This is a genomic window from Maricaulis alexandrii (assembly GCF_005871165.1).
Classification (GTDB): domain Bacteria; phylum Pseudomonadota; class Alphaproteobacteria; order Caulobacterales; family Maricaulaceae; genus Maricaulis; species Maricaulis alexandrii.
Genome location: NZ_SWKP01000010.1, coordinates 91,777 through 110,234, shown reverse-complemented (window position 1 = coordinate 110,234; position 18,458 = coordinate 91,777). Strand labels below are relative to the sequence as shown.

Sequence of the window (18,458 nt, the reverse complement as noted above, 5' to 3'; positions counted from 1 at the left end):
CCTTCGGCTTCAGCCCTGGGACGCCGAGAGCGGGGACATCTCCGTTGAGGCGCAGACGCAGATTTGGTCTTCCAGCGTATCGAGGAGTTCAGGGTCCAGCTGGGCCTGCTCCAGATCGAGATTGTCGAGCCGGGCGCCGCTGAAGCGCGGTTGGTAGAGCCGCTCACCGGCCCCTTGCAGCGGCAGAAGGTTGGCCCCGGCGAAACTGGCCTGCGTCAGCTGCGCACGGGTGAAGTTGCAGCCCCGCAGATCGGCGCCGATGAATTTGGCGAAGCGCAGATCCGCGCCGGTGAAATCGGCAGCGACCAGGGAGCACCCGGAAAAGTCGACACCCACGGCACAGACCTGTTTCAGGGAGGCTCCGGGCAGTCGCGCCTTCTTCAGGGCGTCGCCCATGACCCGCAAGTCGGCTCCATCCAGGACAGCCTTGGCTCCGGACTGGCCCCGGGTTTCCGCCCAGGCGCGGCTGTCTGCCAGAGCCTTCAGCCTGTCCGCCTTCCGGGCGCGGGCTTCGCAGTCCGGTGGCAGGAGGGCTTCGGCGAGCGCGCCCTCGCTCAGTTGGGCGCCGTCCAGGTTTGTGTCTTGCAGAATGGCATTGCGGAAGCTGGCGCCGGTGAGATTGGCTCCCTGAAGATCGGCTCCTTCAAGCAAGGCCCCGTCAAAAATGGCGCCTTGCAGCTTGGCATCGCTGAGCTTGGCGCCCCGCAGTGAACTGTCAGAGAAATCGACCGAGACAGGTTCTGCCCCCGGATGGGCTTCCGACTGCCAGTTGATCAGCCCGGTGGCATCATCCAGTCGCAGGAGGGAGGCCTTGCGGAAGTCGGCACCATCAAGATTGGCGAAGCCCAGCTTGGCCCCCGCGAGGGCACTGCCGCGCATGTCCGCCCGGACCAGATGAGAGCCGCGCAAATCGCAATGCGACAGGTCGCTGCCGTAGAAGGATGAATAGCTGAAGTTCGACAGGGCCATGCGTGAGCCGCGCAGATTGCAGCCCAGGAATTCGATTTCTTTCAATTGCCGGCGTTGCAGGTCCATCCCCGGCAGATTGGCGAAGCGGAACTGCGCCTTGCAGCCGCCGTCCAAGCGTCGAACATAACGCTCGTGATCGACCAGAACCTGTTTCGTCTTCGGCATGGAAATAAGATGTCGGTGCACCGCCGAACGGTGACCCGGCCCCGGATAGTTGACCCTGATACCCGGGCGGTCGCACGGGCGTATCGAAACTGCCGCGGCGAGGTAAAAGTCCCTGAAAGAAAACGGGCCCGAACTGCTGTTCGGGCCCGTTTCGAAGGTCATATCTTATGCGGTGTCCTACCAGATGGAGACCCGCTCTTCCGGCGGCAGGTAGAGGTCGTCGTCCTCGGTGACACCGAAGGCCTCATACCAGACGTCCATGTTCCGGACCACGCCATTGACCCGGTATTGCGACGGGCTGTGCGAGTCAGTGGTCAGACGGGAGACCAGGGCGTCCTCCGTGTAGAGGCGGCGCCAGACCTGGCCCCAGGCCAGGAAGAAGCGCTGATCGGCCGAATAGCCGTCGAGCTCGTCCGCCAGGCCATGGTCCTCGGCGTACATCTGCAGGGCGCGATAGGCCATGGAGACACCGCCGATATCACCGATATTTTCACCCAGGGTCAGGCGGCCATCGACGTTCATGCCTTCCACCGGCGAGAACTGCTCGTACTGGGCGACGATCTGGTCCGTGCGCTGGTCGAACTGCTCCCGGGAGAAATCGGTCCACCAGTTGCGCAGCACGCCATCGCCGTCGGACTGGCTGCCCTGGTCATCGAAACCGTGGCCCATTTCGTGGCCGATCACCGCGCCGATACCGCCGAAATTGACGGCCGGATCCGCGAAGGGATCGAAGAAGGGCCCCTGCAGGATGGCCGCCGGGAAGACGATCTCGTTGGAAGTCGAGGAATAATAGGCATTCACCGTTTGCGGTGACATGAACCATTCCCAGTCGCGGATCGGTCCGCGCAGGCGGTCGCGGCTGTCCTGGCGGAACCAGGCATTCACACGCTCATTATTGCCCCAAAGGTCATCGGGACGGATCTCGATGTCGGAATAGTCCGGCCAGACGTCCGGATAGCCGATCTTCGGCAGGAATTTCTCCAGCTTGTCGAAGGCCTCGGCGCGGGTCTCGTCATCCATCCATTCCAGCGTCTCGATCCGCTCGCGCAGGGCGGCGCGCAGATAGCCGACGAGCTCTTCCATCTGTTCCTTGTATTCGGGCGGGAAGTAGTGCTCGACATAGATCTGGCCGATGGCCTGACCCATGTTTCCGTTGACGAACTGGATCGCCCGGCGGTCCCGCGGGCGCGGGGTCTCGGTGCCGTTCAGCGTGCGGCCGTAGAAGTCGAAGGACCGTTCGTAGAATTCCGGTGTCAACTCGTCGCGGTGGCTCTCCATCCAGTGGAAGGCGAGATAGTCCTGCCAGGTCTCGACCGGGATTTCCGAGAAGAGCTGGGCGAGGGACTGGATGGCCGTGTTCTGGCGCACGACGAACTCGTCCTGGTCGGCGAAGTCGAGCGCGGTCCAGAAGGTCTCCCAGGGGAAGCCGTCAGCATAGGCGGCGACATCATCGGCACCCATCAGATTGTAGGTGGCCACCCGGTCGCGGCTTTCCGCCCGCGTCCAGTGGATTTCCGCAATCGCCGTTTCCAGGTCGAGAATGGCCTGGGCCTTCTCGGCACCGCCCTCGACACCGATCATGTCGAACACGTCGGCGATGTAGTCGAGATAGGCGGCGCGATAGGTCTCGAAGCGCTCCGTGTCATCGAGATAATAGTTGCGGTCCGGCAGGCCCAGCCCGCCCTGGCTCATCGAGACGATGTAGCGCTGGGGATTGCCGGGATCGCGGCCGACCCAGGCGCCGAACAGGGATTGCGTCCCCGGTGCGCCCATCAGGGCGGCAATATCATCGTGCGTGCTGGCGGCGGCAATGCGCTCCAGGCCCGGGCGGGCCGGATCCAGGCCGAGTTCCTCCAGCCGCTCGGTATTCATGTAGCTGGCATAGAGGTTGCCGACCTGCTGTTCGACGGTTCCGTCCTCGGCATTGGCGGCCGCAGCCTCCATGATGATGCCTTCAATGCGTTCCTCGGAGCGCAGATAGAGTTCGCTGAAGGAGCCGAAATTGGAGAAGCCGTCCGGGATCTCCGTCGTATCCAGCCAGCCTTCATTCACATAGCGGAAGAAGTCGTCGCCAGGATCCACCGTGTCGGAGATGTATTGCGTCTCGACACCCCATTCGCCGAGTTCCGGCGTGGTTTCGGACGCGGTCGCGGTCTCCTGGGAGGCCGGAGCCTCGCTGGTGGCCGCCGGCGTTTCGGTTTCGGTGGCCTCTTCGGCGGGCTGACAGGCTGTCAGCAGGGCCAGGGCAGCCGTGCCCAGCAGGAACTTCTTCATGATGTACCCCCATCACTTTCCGGAATTCTTTCGGACAAGAGAGTAGGGCGTGTTTCTCCGCGCGCAAATGACCGAACTGTCACGTTTGACACGCCAGTCACAAAAAAGGCCCGGTCGGAACCGGGCCTTTTCTGTTTGTGTTGGCTGCAATGGCTTACCAGATGGAGACACGCTCTTCCGGCGGCAGGTAGAGGTCATTCTCTTCGGTCACGCCGAAGGCCTCGTACCAGGCGTCCAGATTGCGCACGACGCCGTTGATCCGGTATTGCGCCGGACTGTGCGGGTCGGTGGCGAGCTGGTTGATCAGCTGGTCTTCACGGATCAGGCCGCGCCAGACCTGGGCCCAGGCCAGGAAGAAGCGCTGGTCGCCCGTCAGGCCGTCAATCACCGGGGCTTCGCCGCCACAGCAATTGTCGAGGTATTGGCGATAGGCCGTATAGGCCATCTGCAGACCGCCGAGGTCGCCGATATTCTCGCCCATGGTGAGATCACCATTCACGAAACGGCCTTCGACCGGGGAGTAGGAATTGTACTGCAATTCCAGGCGCTCGGCGCGTTCCTCGAAGGCCGCGTTGGTTTCCGGCGTCCACCAGTCACGGATAGCCCCGTTCTCGTCGAAACGGCGGCCCTGGTCGTCAAAGCCGTGGCCGATTTCGTGGCCGATCACGGCACCGATACCGCCATAATTCACCGCCGGATCCGCGTAGGGGTCGAAGAAGGGCGGCTGCAGGATGCCGGCCGGGAAGGTGATCTGGTTCATCAGCGGGTTGTAGGACGCGTTGACGGTTTGCGGCGGGTAGGGCCATTCGCCCCGGTCCACCGGACCGGTCAGGTCCTCGACCTGGTCATTCCAGTTGAACTCGCGCAGGCGAACCATGTTGCCGAACAGGTCATCCGCCCGGATTTCCAGGGCGGAGTAGTCGCGCCACTCATCCGGATAACCGATGCGCGGCTCGAAGGTGGAGAGCTTTGACAGCGCTTCGGCGCGGGTCTCGTCATCCATCCAGGCCAGGTTTTCCAAACGGCCGCGGAAGGCGACGATCAGGTTTTCGACCAGGCCTTCCATGGCGGCCTTGGAGGAGGGCGGGAAATGGCGTTCCACATAGACCTGACCGACCGCTTCACCCAGCTGGCCACCGACCAGATTGGCACCGCGGCGATCGCGCGGACGCTGTTCTTCGGTGCCGCGCATGGTGCGGCCGAACATGTTGAAGCTGGCCGTGTCGAAGGCTTCCGGCAGACGCGCCGCATTGTTCGAGAGGAAATGGAAGGTCATGTAGTCCTGCCAGACCTCGACGGGGGTCTCGGCGAAGATGATGCCGGCGCCCTCGATCGCACTCGGCTGGGCGACCAGATAGGTGGCGACCCCGTCCAGACCCAGTTGTTCCATGCCGGACACGAAGTCGAACTGCGGTGCCAGTGCGGCCAGCTGGTCGAGCGGCATCGGATTGTAGATCTTCTGGATGTCGCGGCTGTCGGCCTGGGTCCAGTGGACCTGGGCGATCGCGGTTTCCAGCGCGATGATGGCGTCGGCTTTTTCCGCACCGCCCTCGATGCCGGCGAGGTCGAAGATTTCCTCGATATAGGCGTGGTAGGCGTCGCGATACCGCTGATTGTCCTCTTCGAGATAGTAGTCACGGTCCGGCAGGCCGAGGCCGTCCTGCCCGACGAAGACCGTGTAGCGGGTCGTGTCGGCCGGGTCGGGAATGATGCCGACGCCGAAGGGGGATTGGTGGTGGATGGTGGCGAAGAGCGCGCTGATGTCGGCGTGGCTTTCCGCGGCTGCGATCTCGTCCAGGAAGGGCTGCGCCGGGGCCAGGCCGCGCTGCTCGATCGTCTCGGTGTCCATCCAGGAGCCGTAGAGGTCGCCGACCTGCTGCTCCACCGTGCCGTCGGCCGCGTCAACGGCGCCCAGGTCCGTGATGATCTCCTTCACCTGTTCCTCGGCTTCCAGATGAAGCACGGTGAACATGCCATAGCGCGACAGGTCGGACGGCATTTCCTCCGTTTCCAGCCAGGTGCCGTTGGCATACTGGTTGAAGTCATCGCCCGGTGCGATCTCGGTATTCATGCCGGCGAGGTCGAAACCCCAGGCGCCCAGTTCCGGCGTTCCGGCCATTTCGACAGCGGCGTTCTCGGCCTCACCGTCCGTCGTCCCGGTCGGGCTGCAGGCGGCGACGATGGCCAGGGCCACACTGCTCAACAAGAGCTTCTTCATCTTAGATATCCCCAATCATGTGATGCGTGAAAATAAGACGCCCCGCGCTGAATGCAACGCGGGGCGTGAGAGTTGTCGATTTGACGGCCGCTATTCTGCGGGGTTTTCCGTCAGGTGACCCGGCAGTTCGCCATGGGCGAAGTCCGTGTCGACATAGTGTTCACCCATCGCCGGCTGCTTCTGGCCGGTCCAGACCATCCGGAAGAAGCGGGCAATGTCGACGCCGATGGCGTACATGGCCGGCACCAGGACCAGGGTCAGCCCGAGGGCAAAGATCACCGCGAAGCCCAGGGCCACGACCATCGGCTTGAGGAATTCTGCCTGGGTCGAGGTTTCCGCCATCATCGGGAAGATGCCGAGGAAGGTGGTGACCGAGGTCAGCAGGATCGGGCGGAAGCGTTGCACACCCGCATCGACCAGGGCCTGGAAGGCCCCCACGCCATTGGCGCGCAGCCGGTTCACGAAGTCCAGCAGGACGAGGTTGTCATTGATGACGACCCCGGCGGCCGCCCCGACCCCGAAATAGGAGAAGAGGGCGATCGGCATGTCGAACAGGAAGTGACCGAAAATGGCCCCTGTCAGCGCGAACGGGATGGCGACCATGATGGCCAGCGGCTGGAAGTAGGACTTAAAGGCCACGGCCAGCAGGAAGTACATGGACACCAGGGCCAGCAGCAGGAGGCGCAGTACCTCCGACATGAACTGGCGTTCGCCCTCGGCCTGGCCGATCTCGTCCCGCGACAGACCCGGGAACTGGTTGTCGAAGTTCGGGAAGAAGTCCTCGTTCAGGCTCTGGGTGATGTCACCGCGGGCGGTCGGGTCGGACAGTTCCGCCGACACGGTCACGGTGCGCATGCCATTGCGGCGATTGATCCGGTTCAGGCCCGGTGCGAAGTGCGCCTCGGCCACGGCATGCAGCGGGACCTCACGGCCGTCACTGGTGCGGATGCGGATTTCACGCAGCGTGTCGAGCGAGCGACGGCTGGCTTCATCCATGCGGACCATCACCCGGACATCCTGGCCGTCACGCGGCAGGCGCTGGGCTTCCTCACCGTAGAAGGACTGGCGGACCTGACGGGTCACGTCCTGCAGGTTGAGACCCAGGGTCTGGGCGTTGGGACGCAGGGCGAATTGCAGCTCCTCGGTCGAGGTCTCCAGGGAGTCCACGACGTCGTACAGCGTGTCATAGCTGCGCAGTTGCGTCTTCAGCTGGTCGGCCGCAGCCCGCAGCGTGTCCAGGTCCTGGTGGGACAGGGCGAAGGTCATCCGCGAACCGCCATCATTGATGGTGGAGTCGAGGCGGACCTCCATCGCGTCCGGGATCGGACCCAGGAAATCGCGAATGGTCTGGGCGACTTCCCGCGTGGGCAGATTGCCCGGGCGCTCATCCGGCTCCGGCAGCACGATCCAGGCGCGGATCCGGCCATCCGTGGCCAGGGTCGAGCGCGAGATCAGCATGTCGCCGGCATCGGGATAGAGCTCCGCGTAGTGCTCCTGCGTGGCGATCTGGGCTTCGTCCAGCTGCTGGCGGACCTGTTCGGTCCGGTTCCAGGGCGTGCCCTCGGCCAGCTGGATATTGGCCTGGATCGTCTCGTTCTCGATCTGCGGCATGAAGACCGAGCCGACATAGTTCAGGCTCATCATGGCAATCGAGATCAGGAACACGCCCAGGAAGGCGATGAAGGTCGCATAGCGATTTCGGATCGCGACCTTGACGACCGGGCGGTACAGGGACCGCGCCACGAAGATCAGCGAGGCGGCAATCGCACGCTGGACCGCAATCAGCGGGCCGAAGAAGCCGGAATTGCTCTGCGGTTTCATGTGCGACAGGTGCGCCGGCAGGATCAGCAGGGATTCGATCAGCGAGAAGGCCAGCGCCGCGATCACGACCAGGGAGATCTGACGGGTAAACTGAACTTCCGGACCGGACAGCAGCATCCAGGGCGAGAACATCATGATCGTGGTGATGACCGCGAAGATGACCGGCTTGGCGACCATTTGCGTGCCGACGATGGACGCGGTCAGGCCGGGCTCTCCTCGCTCCACCCTGTCGTGGATATTCTCCCCGACAACGATCGCGTCATCGACGACGATACCGATCACCAGGAGGAAGGCGAACAGGGACAGCATGTTCAGGGTCACGCCCATCATGGGCAGGATCAGGAAGGCGCCGCCAAAGGCGATGAAAATGCCGACCGTCACCCAGATCGCCACCATGGGGCGCAGGAAGAGGAAGAGCACGATCAGGACCAGAACGCCGCCCACCAGGGCCGAGTTGCGGATGGTCTCCATCCGGCCGGTATACATTTCCGAATTGTCCCACCAGACGGACATCTGGACGCCTTCGGGCAGTTCGGCGGATTTGCGATCGATATAGTCACGCACGGCCTGGGCCGTATCGACCACGTCCAGATTGGGGGCCTGCTCGACCACGACCAGGACCATGGTCTCGGCATTATAGGTCGCTTCCAGATTGGAATCGACAAAGCCGTCGGTGACCGTGGCCACGTCATTGATGCGCAGCGTGCCGCCATCACTGGTCTGGCGAATGATGATTTCCTCGAACTCGGCGGCCGAGTCCGCCAGCTGGCGGGCGGTCAGGCCGAATTCGCCCAGATCGGTGCGAACCGAACCGGCCGACGCGTTCAGCGAGGAGGCGCGCACGGCGCGGACCACTTCGTCGAAGGTCAGATTGTAGCGGCGCAGGTTTTCCTCGGAGATCTCGATGGAGACCTCTTCGTTCCGGCTGGCCCAGAGATTGACGATGGATGCACCCGGCAACTGGGCGACTTCATCGCGCACTTCACGGCCGATGGCCTGCAATTCGCGACGGTCGATATCACCGTAGACCGCGAAGCCGACGACCTGGTCCTGGTTGCGCCATTGCGACACCACCGGGCGATAGGCCGACGGCGGCAGATTGTTCACGGAGTCGACTTCCAGTTTCACATTGTCGATGAACTGGCCGATGTCGACATTGCGCTTGCCTTCAATGTTGACGAAGCCGGCGCCTTCGCGGGCCGTGGAGGTGATCGTCTCGATCCCGTCCATGTCCGCCAGGGCTTCCTCGATCCGGACAACAATCTGTTCCTCGATCTCCTGCGGCGACGCGCCGGGCCAGGCCACGGAAACGGTCGCGCCATTGAAGGAGGCGGACGGGAAGACTTCCCGGTTCAGGGCCTGGTAGCCCAGGATGCCGCCGAGCACGGCGACGATCATCAACAGGTTGGCGGCCACCGAATTTCGGGCCCACCAGCCAATGATGCCGCCCCGCGGGGCCTCATCGTGAGTTTGGTTCGGATCGGTCATGGACGTGTCCTCCTCGCGCCCGGCCTAGCCGGCGCTCGTGACGGCATCACCGTCAGCATTGGCTTCATCATTTTCGGCGGATGCCGTGGCGTCCGGGTCCTCGTCATAGGTGGCCGAGAACTGGGCCATCATCTCGCCGTCATCATCATAGGTCTGGACGCGCATGCCATTGCTGGCGCCCCGGATCGGGGACACGACGACCAGTTCACCGCCGCGCACGCCGCCGGACAGAACGACCCGGTCCGGATTGGAGTCGATGATCTCGACCGAGCGCACGGACAGGGTGCCGCCTTCCTCGACGACATAGACGCTGCCTTCGCCGCGCAGGGCATTGCGCGGAATGATGTAGGCGCCGTCGATTTCGCGGCCGCGGATCTCCGCTTCCACGAACAGGCCGATGGCCAAGGGCGAACCGCCCTGGGCGGCGGCGCCGTACGGATCCTCGACCTCGGCAATGGCGTACAGGACGCGGGTCTGCGGATCGATGGCGCTGTCCGTGCGGGTGATGCGGCCTTCCCATTCCTGGTGCTGGCCGGCGATCGTCGCCGACAGGGTCACCGGCACACCGCCGTCTTCCGACAGGGCGGCATTGTAGGCGACCGGGATGCCCAGCAGGGACAGGTCATGGTCGGTCAGCGGCAGGCGGATCATCACGGTGTCGGTCGAGAAGACCTCACCCAGATTGGTACCTGGCGCGACATACTGGCCCAGATCGGCATTCTTGGTGCGGACCCGGCCTTCGAAAGGCGCGGAAATCCGGGTGCGTTGCAGGTCCAGACGGGCCGATTGCAGGGCCGCTTCGGCCGCGGCCAGCTGGGCGCGGGCTTCGGCGAGTTGCGGTTCGCGCAGGGTCAGGGCCGAGGCTTCGCCTTCACCCAGTTCTTCCCATTCGCTCGCCGCCAGGTCGGATTCCGCCTGTTCGCGGGCCAGGGCCTGTTGGGCCTGGGCCACTTGGGCGGAGGCCCGGGTCACGGCGAGCCGATAATCGGCGTCATCGATCTGGATCAGGGTTTCGCCGGCTTCGAAGAAACCGCCCTCGATGAAGTCGGGGTTCACATAGGTGATCCGGCCGGCCACTTGCGGCACCAGATTGATCTGGGTGCGCGGCCGGGCCTCGCCCTGCGAGTTCACGGTGAGGGCCACGGCATGACGCTGGGCTTCGTCCACGAAGACCGCGACCGGTCGCGGAGCCGAATTGGCGCGTTGCGGCTGCGGCTGGCCCATGGCGAGCATGAAGATGACACCGCCGACGATCGCGACAACGCCGCCGATGATGATGAAACGTCCGATGAGCTTACCCATAACTATTCTCCTGTCAGGGCGGCCGGGTCTGCGGACTGGGCCGCGGAGAAATCGCCGGCGATGGCGAGATAGAGATCGACGCGGTTGGTCGCACGGTCACGACGCGCCGAGATGTACTGGCTTTCAGCGCTGATGCGCCGGGATTGGGCGTTAAGCAGATCGAATATCGTTGCTACGCCGCTGGCATACTGCCGGATCACGAGTTGCTCGGCCTCGGCCGCTTCCTCGAAAGCCTGGCGCAGGCTGTCCACGCGCATTTCCAGGATTTCGTCAGCATGAAGCGCATTCTCCGCTTCCTGCCAGGCGGTCAGCACCGTCGAGACATAGGCGTGAAGCTGGGCTTCGGCATTGGCTTCGGCCTGGTCGCGCTGGGCGCGCAGGGATCCGCCATTGAAGATCGGGCCGACGAGGGAGGCAGTTAGGCTGGACACCATCGTGTCCAGGTCCAGCATGTCCTCGGCGCTGGGGCCGCCCGTGCCGGACCCGCCGCTCAGCGACAGGCTGGGATAGAGCGCCTTGCGCGCCGCATCCGCCCGCAGACCGGCCGCTTCCAGGCGGCGCTCGGCGGCGCGGATATCGGGACGGCGGGCCAGCAGGTCTTCCGGCGAGCCGATGGCGGCCAGCGGATCCAGCTCCGGGAAATCCCCGTCGGAAACCAGTTGGGCAGCCGGATAGCGGCCCAGCAGGGTTTCCAGGGCCCGGGCGGCCGCGGCTTCAGAGCGGCGGCGGGAGGCGAGTGCAGCCTCTGATGACGCCAGGGCACTTCGGGCCGTCCGAACGTCGGAACTGCGTACCAGGCCCCGCGCGAAACGGCGCTCGGTGAGCGACAACGAGGATTCGCGCGTAGCGACATCACGCTCGGCCAGTTCGGTTTGCTGGTGAGCCTCGGTGAGGGCGTACCATTGCTTGGCGACCAGGCCGGCGATGGAGAGCTGCGAAGCCCGCACATCTTCAGCGGCGGCCTGAGCGTCACGGGCACTGGCATTGGCGCCATCCGCAACACGGCCCCAGACATCGGCTTCCCAGGAGGCGGAAAGCCCCAGGGAGAAACTGTCGCTGCCGGAGCCGACATTCGGCTCGCTTCGCGTGTATTCCAGACCCCCACTGAGCGAGGGCAGACGGTTGGCGCCTGAAGCGCGTGCCGCGGCCCGGGCCGCGCGATAGCGGGCAAAGGACTGGTTGAGACTCGGATTGGATTGGAAGGCTTCGTCAATCAGGCCGGTCAGCTGGGCATCGCCCAGGCTTTCGACCCAATCACGCGCTTCATACGGCCCTGTCATGGCCGGCGCAGATGTCCACGAATCCGGTGTCACCGGCAGGCTCTCGCCGGCGTCGTAGGCCGGCAGGCTTGCACAAGAGGTGGCCACCAGGGCTGTGGCTGCAACTAACAGACTTTTACGCATGCGTTGTCCCCGCACGTCACGGTTTCGATGATGGGACCATCCTAGGCGGGGCATCTCGAAAGTCAACAGAAATTTATCGAAAAACACTAAAACCCTATCGAATGGCATGAAAACTCTCTCGATTTTCGAGATGCGCTCTGTGCGCGTCCCCCTCAATGTCGCGTTGGCTTCGCGGCGTGTTGCGGGTATGCGATAAAGCGCCAAACGCCCAATGGGCACTTATATTTTTGTTAGATGCCGCGAGAGCGGCGATTGGATGCAGGCTCCGCGGCATGAAACCCGACAATCCGCACGACCAGCCCTCCATCCGCATCCGGCGCCGTGACACCGCGGCCGTGGCGGGTATCGGCAGTTTCGTCCTTGTCCTGTTCTGGATGTTCGGCGAGCTGGGTTTCCTGGAAACCGTCGTCGCCATCGCCACGATCGCGGCGCTGTCCATCTTCTATTATCTGACAGTGTCGACGACGCTGAATCCGGTTCAACGCGTGGCGGCGACCGCGACGGACGCTCCGGCAGAAACGCCGACCGCCAATGCGCAGCGCATGCTCGACAGCCTGCCGATTCCCGTCCTGCTGATCGGGCCCGGCGGCCGGATCGAGATGGCCAATCCGGCCGCCCGGGAATTCCTGGGCCTGGGTTCGGCGACCGGGCATCTCTCGGCGGTCCTGCGTCAGCCTCTCGTGCTGGAAGCGGTCAGCCAGGCCCTTCGGGGGCAGAGTGTGGATCCGGTCGAGTATTCCCTGATGGCGCCGGTAGAAAGCCATGTCCGGGCCCATGTGGCGCCGCTTCGCCAACCAGCGGGGGAAGCCCTGGGCTGGCAGGCCATGCTGGTCTTGTCCGACGAGACCTCGATCAAGCGCGCGGACCGGATGCGGGCCGATTTCCTGGCCAATGCCAGTCATGAATTGCGCACACCCCTGGCCTCCCTGGCCGGCTTCATCGAAACGCTGCGCGGGCATGCCAAGGATGATCCGGACGCGCAGGAACGCTTCTTGTCGATCATGTTCGATCAGACCGAGCGGATGCAGCGGCTGATCAATGATCTCCTCTCCCTGTCGCGGGTCGAGATGGATGAGCACGTCCCGCCATCGGGTGAGGCGGATCTGGTCAGCCTGGTCGAGGATGTCACCGCCTTTCTGCGGCCGCAGCTGGAAGAAAAATCGATCGATCTGCGTGTGGACATGCCGGACGCGGCACTGGCCATCGGCGATCGCGACCAGTTGATGGAAGTCGTCATGAATCTGGTCGAGAACGCGATCAAATATTCGCCGGAAGGCTCCGCGTTGAGCCTTCAGGTCTTACCCGCCCAGCTGCGGGATGAGGTGGAACGGCCGGCCATGAAGCTGGGCGTGAATGCCAGCCGGCTGACCCTGGCGGCCCCGTCGTCCGAATCGGGCGAGCGCTATGTGTCGCTGCGCGTGATGGACAGCGGCAAGGGGATCGAGCGCCGCAACCTGCCGCGTCTGTCGGAGCGCTTCTTCCGTGTGGACGGGCAGAAAAGCGGGCCGAAAGAGGGAACGGGCCTGGGTCTGGCCATCGTGAAGCACATTGTGAATCGCCATCGTGGCGGTTTCACCGTTGAGAGCGCCCCAGGCGAGGGATCCGTGTTTTCCGTGTTTCTGCCCGCCCGGGTTGATGTTTCGAAATAAGCGGAAGAAACAACGGGATAACCCGAAATATCTTGTGGCCCTGCAGACAGGGCCGACGTTGTCACAAAACTGTAGTCGGTTTGTCATAAACGGGGGCCGCGATGCCCTGTACCAAGGGTCGAAACCGGATGCTGCCCGACCGGCAGCCCGCTTGAAGGACACATTGGACGCATGTCTGTCACCGCGCTGATCGCCCTGGCCATTCTCGTCATGCTGGCGGGCGGATTCTATGCCGGCCGCGCCCGTGCTATCCAGGCGGTTGAAGGCAATACGGTCCGTTTGCACTCCCTGCCCAATTATCATGGCTACTACGTCGCGATCTGGACCGGCCTTCCGGCCCTACTGCTTCTGTTGGCGCACGGCATGTTCGCGGACAAGGTGGTGGAGAACCTCACCTATGCCGAGCTGCGCCGGGAAGCGTCCAGTCTCAACGTCCAGCTGAATGATGCGATCGAGGCGGACGGAGCCTATGAAAGCCTGCGCACGGAAGCCGTGCAGTTGCGCGGTCGCGCCGAAGCCATATCGGCGGATATCCAGCGCCTGCGCAACGCCACCGGGGAGGATCGCGATCCCGAGCTGATGGATCGGCTGGAGGCCGAGCGCCTCGATGCTCTCAATGCCGTGACCGCGGCCGATGAAGCTGTCCTGGAGCGCGAAGGCGAGCTGATCGCCCGCGTCGCTGCCGAGGCCCGTGCAGAAGGGGCACCGGTCCGGGCGCTGGCCGGGTTTGAAGTGTCCCAGGCGCCGCGCGAGCAGCGCCAGCTCTTTCTGGCCGATACACTGAACATTGCGCGCGGTGAGCTGCCCAGCCGGGAGAGCCGCGAACTGGTGGCCGCCGCCAGCATCGCCACCCGGCACCAGAACCAGTTGCGGTTCCTGATCGGCGGCATGGCGCTGGTCGTGGCCCTGGCCGGTCTGGCACGGACGCGGAGCCAGGTGGAGCCCGCCTTCCGCGCGCGCAATCATGTCGAGAGCCTGGTCACGGCCCTGCTGTTCCTGTCCTCCGTGATCGCCATCCTGACGACGGTGGGCATCGTCTTCTCGCTCCTGTTCGAGAGCCTGCGCTTCTTCTCATCCGTGCCGGTGTCGGAATTCCTGTTCGGCCTGCAATGGTCGCCGCAGATCGCGCTGCGTGCCGACCAGGTCGGCCAGTCCGGCGCTTTCGGGGCCGTGCCCCTGTTCGCCGGCACCGGGCTGATCACGCTGATTGCGATGGTGGTGGCGATTCCGATCGGCCTTCTGTCCGCCATCTATCTGTCCGAATATGCCGGGCCGCGCTTCCGCGCGACGGCGAAACCCTTGCTGGAAATCCTCGCGGGCATTCCGACCGTGGTCTACGGCTTCTTCGCGCTTCTGGTCGTCGCACCGGCGATCCGGGGCCTGTTCACCTGGCTGGGCTTTGATGATGTCGCCACACAGAGCGCCCTGTCGGCGGGCCTGGTGATGGGGATCATGATCATTCCCTTCATCTCCTCCCTGTCCGATGACGTCATCAATTCCGTGCCGCAAGCCCTCCGCGACGGATCCTATGCGATGGGCGCGACCCGGTCGGAGACGATTTCCCATGTCGTCCTGCCGGCGGCCCTGCCGGGGATTGTCGGCGCCATCCTGCTGGGCGTGTCCCGGGCCGTGGGTGAGACGATGATCGTGGTGATGGCCGCGGGCCAGAGTGCCAATCTGACGGCCAACCCGCTGGAATCGGTCACCACCATCACCGTGCAGATCGTCATGCTGCTGACCGGTGACCAGGAATTCGACAGTCCCAAGACCCTGTCCGCCTTCGCGCTGGGTCTGGTCCTGTTCGTCATCACGCTGATCATGAATGTCGTCGCCCTGCGCGTCGTGCAGAGATATCGGGAAAAATATGACTGATAGCGCTGATCTCCCGAAGCTCCGCCAGACGGTGAGCGAGCGCCTGCCGAAGCGGTACCGGGCCGAGATGCGGTTCCGTGTCGCCGGCCTGTCGGCGGTGGGCATTGCGGTGGCCATCCTGCTTCTTCTGGTCGGATCGATCACGATGCAGGCCCTGCCGGCCTTCACGGTGAACCAGCTGGTTCTGCCGGTGCAGCTGTCCGGCGATCTGGTGGATCCGGAGGGCGATGGCTCCGAGGACTCCCTGCGTCGCGGCAGCTATGGCCGCGTTCTGCAGGACGCGGTCCGCGAACAATTCCCCGAGGTGCGGGACCGCCGCGAATTGCGCGCCCTGTTCAGCCTCTACACGCCGCTGAATTCGACGCGCCTGATGGAGACCGTCCTGGCCGATCCCGGCCTGGTGGGCGAGACCCATGAATTCCGCATGCCGATCGCGGATGATCTCAATCTCTATCTCAAGGGCCGCCTGGTCGCGGACCGGACGCTGGAGCCGGTCGGCACGATGGCTGTGAGCGAGGCCGGCCGGGATTTTGAGGTCACGGCTGAATCGGAAGCCTTCGCGGACCTGCGCGATACTGTCTCAGGCCTGCTCAACCAGGCTGCGGACAATCTGGAACGGCGCGCCGCCACGGCCCGGGAACGGGCCGGCAATCTGAGCGGTGAAGACCGCGAGGATGCGCTCTATGACGCGGAAGACCTGATGGTGGAGGCCGCGGCCGTGCGCAGCCAGGCAGCTCTGGAAAATGGCTGGGTGGAGATGTCCGACAGCCTGCCCAGCATTCTGGTGGAGACCGGCGAGACGGCGCTGCGGGTCACGGCCCTGTCGGCGGACGGGCGTTCGGCCCGGGCCGAAGCCATGCTGGGCGGGGGCGCCATGAGCGATGTCTCCGACTGGTCGATCTATGTGATCGACACGCCGGAATCACGGCGCCGGGTGTCCGACCAGCTGATCGTGTGGACGCGGGCTCTGGTTCGTCGCGGCTTCGTGGAATCCGGCCTCAATCCCTATCTGTTTGCCAATGCCGACAGTCGGGAGCCGGAACTGGCCGGGGTGAAGGGCGCGCTCTACGGCTCGATCCTGACGATGCTGATCACCATCATCCTGTCGGTCCCGGTCGGTGTGTGCACGGCGGTGTATCTGGAAGAGTATGCGCCGAAGAACCGCTTCACCGATCTGATCGAGGTCAATATCAACAATCTGGCCGCCGTCCCGTCCATCGTGTTCGGCCTGCTGGGTCTGGCGGTCTTCATCAATGCGTTCGGACTGCCCCGATCGACACCGCTGGTGGGTGGTCTGGTCCTGTCCCTGATGACCCTGCCAACCCTGATCATCGCGACGCGGGCTGCCCTGAAGGCCGTGCCGGTCTCGATCCGTCAGGCGGCCCTGGCTGTCGGGGCCTCCAAGACGCAAACCGTGTTCCACCATGTGCTGCCGCTGGCCGCGCCGGGCATTCTGACCGGGTCGATCATCGGCCTGGCCCAGGCCATGGGCGAGACCGCGCCGCTGCTGATGATCGGCATGGTGGCTTTCATAGCCGACGCGCCGACCCTGGGCCTTGAGGGCCTGACCGAACCGGCGACCGTGATGCCGATCCAGATCTTCCTCTGGTCGAGTTCTCCCGAACGTGCCTTCGTGCACAGCACGTCGGCCGCAATCCTAGTTCTTCTGGTGCTGATGATCGGGTTCAATGCCCTGGCGATCTATCTGCGCCGCCGTTTCGAGCGGAGATGGTAATCCCCATGCCCGATAATCAATCCCATTCGGACTCGATCGCCGGAGCCGGCGAGGCCGAGCAGCCGGTCAAGGTCCAGGCCCGTGATGTTTGCGTCAGCTATAGCGGCAAACAGGCGCTGAACCATGTCTCCATCGACGTGCCGGACCGGTCCGTGACCGCCTTCATCGGCCCGTCGGGCTGCGGCAAGTCGACCTTCCTGCGCTGTCTCAACCGCATGAATGACACGATCGAGGGCGCCCGGGTGACCGGGTCGCTCAAGATTGACGGCCTGGAAGTGAACGACAAATCCGTCGATCCGGTCGTGCTGCGCGCCAATGTCGGCATGGTGTTCCAGAAGCCGAACCCGTTTCCCAAGTCGATCTATGACAATGTCGCCTACGGGCCGCGCATCCATGGCCTCGCCCTGTCCAAGGACGAGCTGGACGCGATTGTCGAGGACTCGCTGCGCAAGGCGGGTCTGTGGGATGAGGTGGCCGATCGCCTGAACCATCCGGGGACCAGCCTGTCCGGCGGCCAGCAGCAGCGCCTGGTCATCGCCCGCGCCATTGCGGTCAATCCGGAAGTCATCCTGATGGACGAGCCCTGTTCGGCGCTCGACCCGATCGCCACGGCGAAGATCGAGGAGCTGATCGACGAGCTGCGGGAAAACTACTGCATCATCATCGTGACGCACTCCATGCAGCAGGCGGCCCGGGTCTCCCAGCAGACCGCCTTCTTCCACATGGGCAATCTCGTCGAATACGGCACCACGGAAGACATTTTCACCAATCCGCGCGACCCGCGGACGCAGGACTACATCACCGGGCGCTTCGGCTAGGGCCGGGGCCCAATTGAGGAGGTAGCGCCATGGCGCTGTCCAAGACTGCACACATTGTCACCGCCTACGGCGAAGAGCTGGACCAGCTCAATGACGAACTCGCCCGCATGGGCGGGCTGGTGGAAACCCAGCTGACCACAGCGATCAATGCGATCGCGCGGCGCGATGCCGGCGTGGCCGGCGAGGTGCGCCAGCGCGAGAAACAGGTCAACGCCATGCAGGTCGATATCGAGAAGCGCGTGCTGCGCCTCTTCGCCCTGCGCCAACCGATGGCAACCGATCTGCGCATGACGATCTCAGCCCTGAAAATCTCCACCGACCTGGAGCGGATCGGGGATCTGGCCAAGAATATCGCCTACCGCGCCAAGGATCTGTCCGCCTATCCGGCCCTCGGCCTGATGGACCGGGTGGAACGGCTCGGCGCCATCGTCATCCAGCAATTGCACGTCGTCCTGGATGCGCTCTCCTCCTTCGAGGTGGAGCCGGCCATCCGCGTCTGGCGGGCCGATGACGAGGTGGATGAGCGCTATAATGCGCTGGTCCGCGAAATGCTGATTTCGATGGGTGAGGACAGCAGCCTGGTGGAGCCGGGCGTGCACATTCTCTTCGTCGCCAAGAACCTTGAACGTATCGGCGACCACGCGACGAATATCGCGGAAGCGCTGCACTTCATGGTGACCGCCGCGCCGCTCGAAGCGGACACCCCTCCGGCATCCTGAAGACCTTGATCGTGGAGAGACAAGG

The 18,458-nt window shown here is 64.2% G+C and carries 11 protein-coding genes; 5 read left to right on the top strand and 6 right to left on the bottom strand.

What is annotated here, in order from left to right; all coding sequences use genetic code 11:
- Positions 1-9: 9 nt before the first annotated feature.
- The 6 genes from FCS99_RS14885 to FCS99_RS14860 form a co-directional block, all read right to left on the bottom strand.
- Entirely contained in the window at positions 10-1,134 is a 1,125-nt protein-coding gene (locus FCS99_RS14885; protein WP_171036401.1) for a pentapeptide repeat-containing protein, read from the bottom strand.
- A gap of 177 nt (positions 1,135-1,311) precedes the next feature.
- A complete protein-coding gene (locus FCS99_RS14880; protein ID WP_138513980.1) occupies positions 1,312-3,408 on the bottom strand; it encodes a M13 family metallopeptidase in 2,097 nt (698 codons plus the stop codon).
- 154 nt (positions 3,409-3,562) lie between these two features.
- Positions 3,563-5,626, bottom strand: a complete 2,064-nt coding sequence (locus tag FCS99_RS14875; RefSeq protein WP_138513978.1) for a M13 family metallopeptidase — start codon at positions 5,624-5,626, stop codon at positions 3,563-3,565.
- Between the two features lie 90 nt (positions 5,627-5,716).
- Positions 5,717-8,935 carry an efflux RND transporter permease subunit gene (locus FCS99_RS14870; RefSeq protein ID WP_138513976.1) on the bottom strand — a complete coding sequence of 1,073 codons (3,219 nt, stop codon included), beginning with the start codon at positions 8,933-8,935 and terminating at the stop codon, positions 5,717-5,719.
- Between the two features lie 24 nt (positions 8,936-8,959).
- Positions 8,960-10,237 carry an efflux RND transporter periplasmic adaptor subunit gene (locus FCS99_RS14865; protein WP_138513973.1) on the bottom strand — a complete coding sequence of 426 codons (1,278 nt, stop codon included), beginning with the start codon at positions 10,235-10,237 and terminating at the stop codon, positions 8,960-8,962.
- A 2-nt stretch (positions 10,238-10,239) separates the two neighbouring features.
- Entirely contained in the window at positions 10,240-11,640 is a 1,401-nt protein-coding gene (locus tag FCS99_RS14860) for an efflux transporter outer membrane subunit (RefSeq protein WP_138513971.1), read from the bottom strand.
- Between the two features lie 272 nt (positions 11,641-11,912).
- Here FCS99_RS14860 and FCS99_RS14855 point away from each other — a divergent pair, with 272 nt between their 5' ends.
- From FCS99_RS14855 to phoU, 5 genes are all read left to right on the top strand, one after another.
- Positions 11,913-13,289 (top strand): sensor histidine kinase, encoded by a 1,377-nt coding sequence (locus tag FCS99_RS14855; RefSeq protein ID WP_138513969.1) that lies wholly within the window; start codon positions 11,913-11,915, stop codon positions 13,287-13,289.
- A gap of 171 nt (positions 13,290-13,460) precedes the next feature.
- A complete protein-coding gene (pstC, locus tag FCS99_RS14850; RefSeq protein ID WP_138513967.1) occupies positions 13,461-15,161 on the top strand; it encodes a phosphate ABC transporter permease subunit PstC in 1,701 nt (566 codons plus the stop codon).
- Positions 15,154-16,896 (top strand): phosphate ABC transporter permease PstA, encoded by a 1,743-nt coding sequence (gene pstA / locus FCS99_RS14845; RefSeq protein ID WP_138513965.1) that lies wholly within the window; start codon positions 15,154-15,156, stop codon positions 16,894-16,896. The genes pstC and pstA overlap by 8 nt, the downstream gene beginning before the upstream one ends.
- 5 nt (positions 16,897-16,901) lie before the next feature.
- Positions 16,902-17,714, top strand: coding sequence for a phosphate ABC transporter ATP-binding protein PstB (gene pstB, locus FCS99_RS14840; protein WP_233352854.1), 813 nt, complete (start codon positions 16,902-16,904; stop codon positions 17,712-17,714).
- Between the two features lie 29 nt (positions 17,715-17,743).
- Entirely contained in the window at positions 17,744-18,433 is a 690-nt protein-coding gene (phoU, locus tag FCS99_RS14835) for a phosphate signaling complex protein PhoU (protein WP_138513961.1), read from the top strand.
- Positions 18,434-18,458 lie beyond the last annotated feature (25 nt).

Coding starts and splice junctions, on each gene's coding strand:
- pstB (WP_233352854.1), top strand. CDS start 16,902: ATGCCCGATAATCAATCCCATTCGGACTCGATCGCCGGAGCCGGCGAG.
- pstA (WP_138513965.1), top strand. CDS start 15,154: ATGACTGATAGCGCTGATCTCCCGAAGCTCCGCCAGACGGTGAGCGAG.
- FCS99_RS14880 (WP_138513980.1), bottom strand. CDS start 3,408: ATGAAGAAGTTCCTGCTGGGCACGGCTGCCCTGGCCCTGCTGACAGCC.
- FCS99_RS14860 (WP_138513971.1), bottom strand. CDS start 11,640: ATGCGTAAAAGTCTGTTAGTTGCAGCCACAGCCCTGGTGGCCACCTCT.
- phoU (WP_138513961.1), top strand. CDS start 17,744: ATGGCGCTGTCCAAGACTGCACACATTGTCACCGCCTACGGCGAAGAG.
- FCS99_RS14855 (WP_138513969.1), top strand. CDS start 11,913: ATGAAACCCGACAATCCGCACGACCAGCCCTCCATCCGCATCCGGCGC.
- FCS99_RS14875 (WP_138513978.1), bottom strand. CDS start 5,626: ATGAAGAAGCTCTTGTTGAGCAGTGTGGCCCTGGCCATCGTCGCCGCC.
- pstC (WP_138513967.1), top strand. CDS start 13,461: ATGTCTGTCACCGCGCTGATCGCCCTGGCCATTCTCGTCATGCTGGCG.
- FCS99_RS14885 (WP_171036401.1), bottom strand. CDS start 1,134: ATGCCGAAGACGAAACAGGTTCTGGTCGATCACGAGCGTTATGTTCGA.
- FCS99_RS14870 (WP_138513976.1), bottom strand. CDS start 8,935: ATGACCGATCCGAACCAAACTCACGATGAGGCCCCGCGGGGCGGCATC.
- FCS99_RS14865 (WP_138513973.1), bottom strand. CDS start 10,237: ATGGGTAAGCTCATCGGACGTTTCATCATCATCGGCGGCGTTGTCGCG.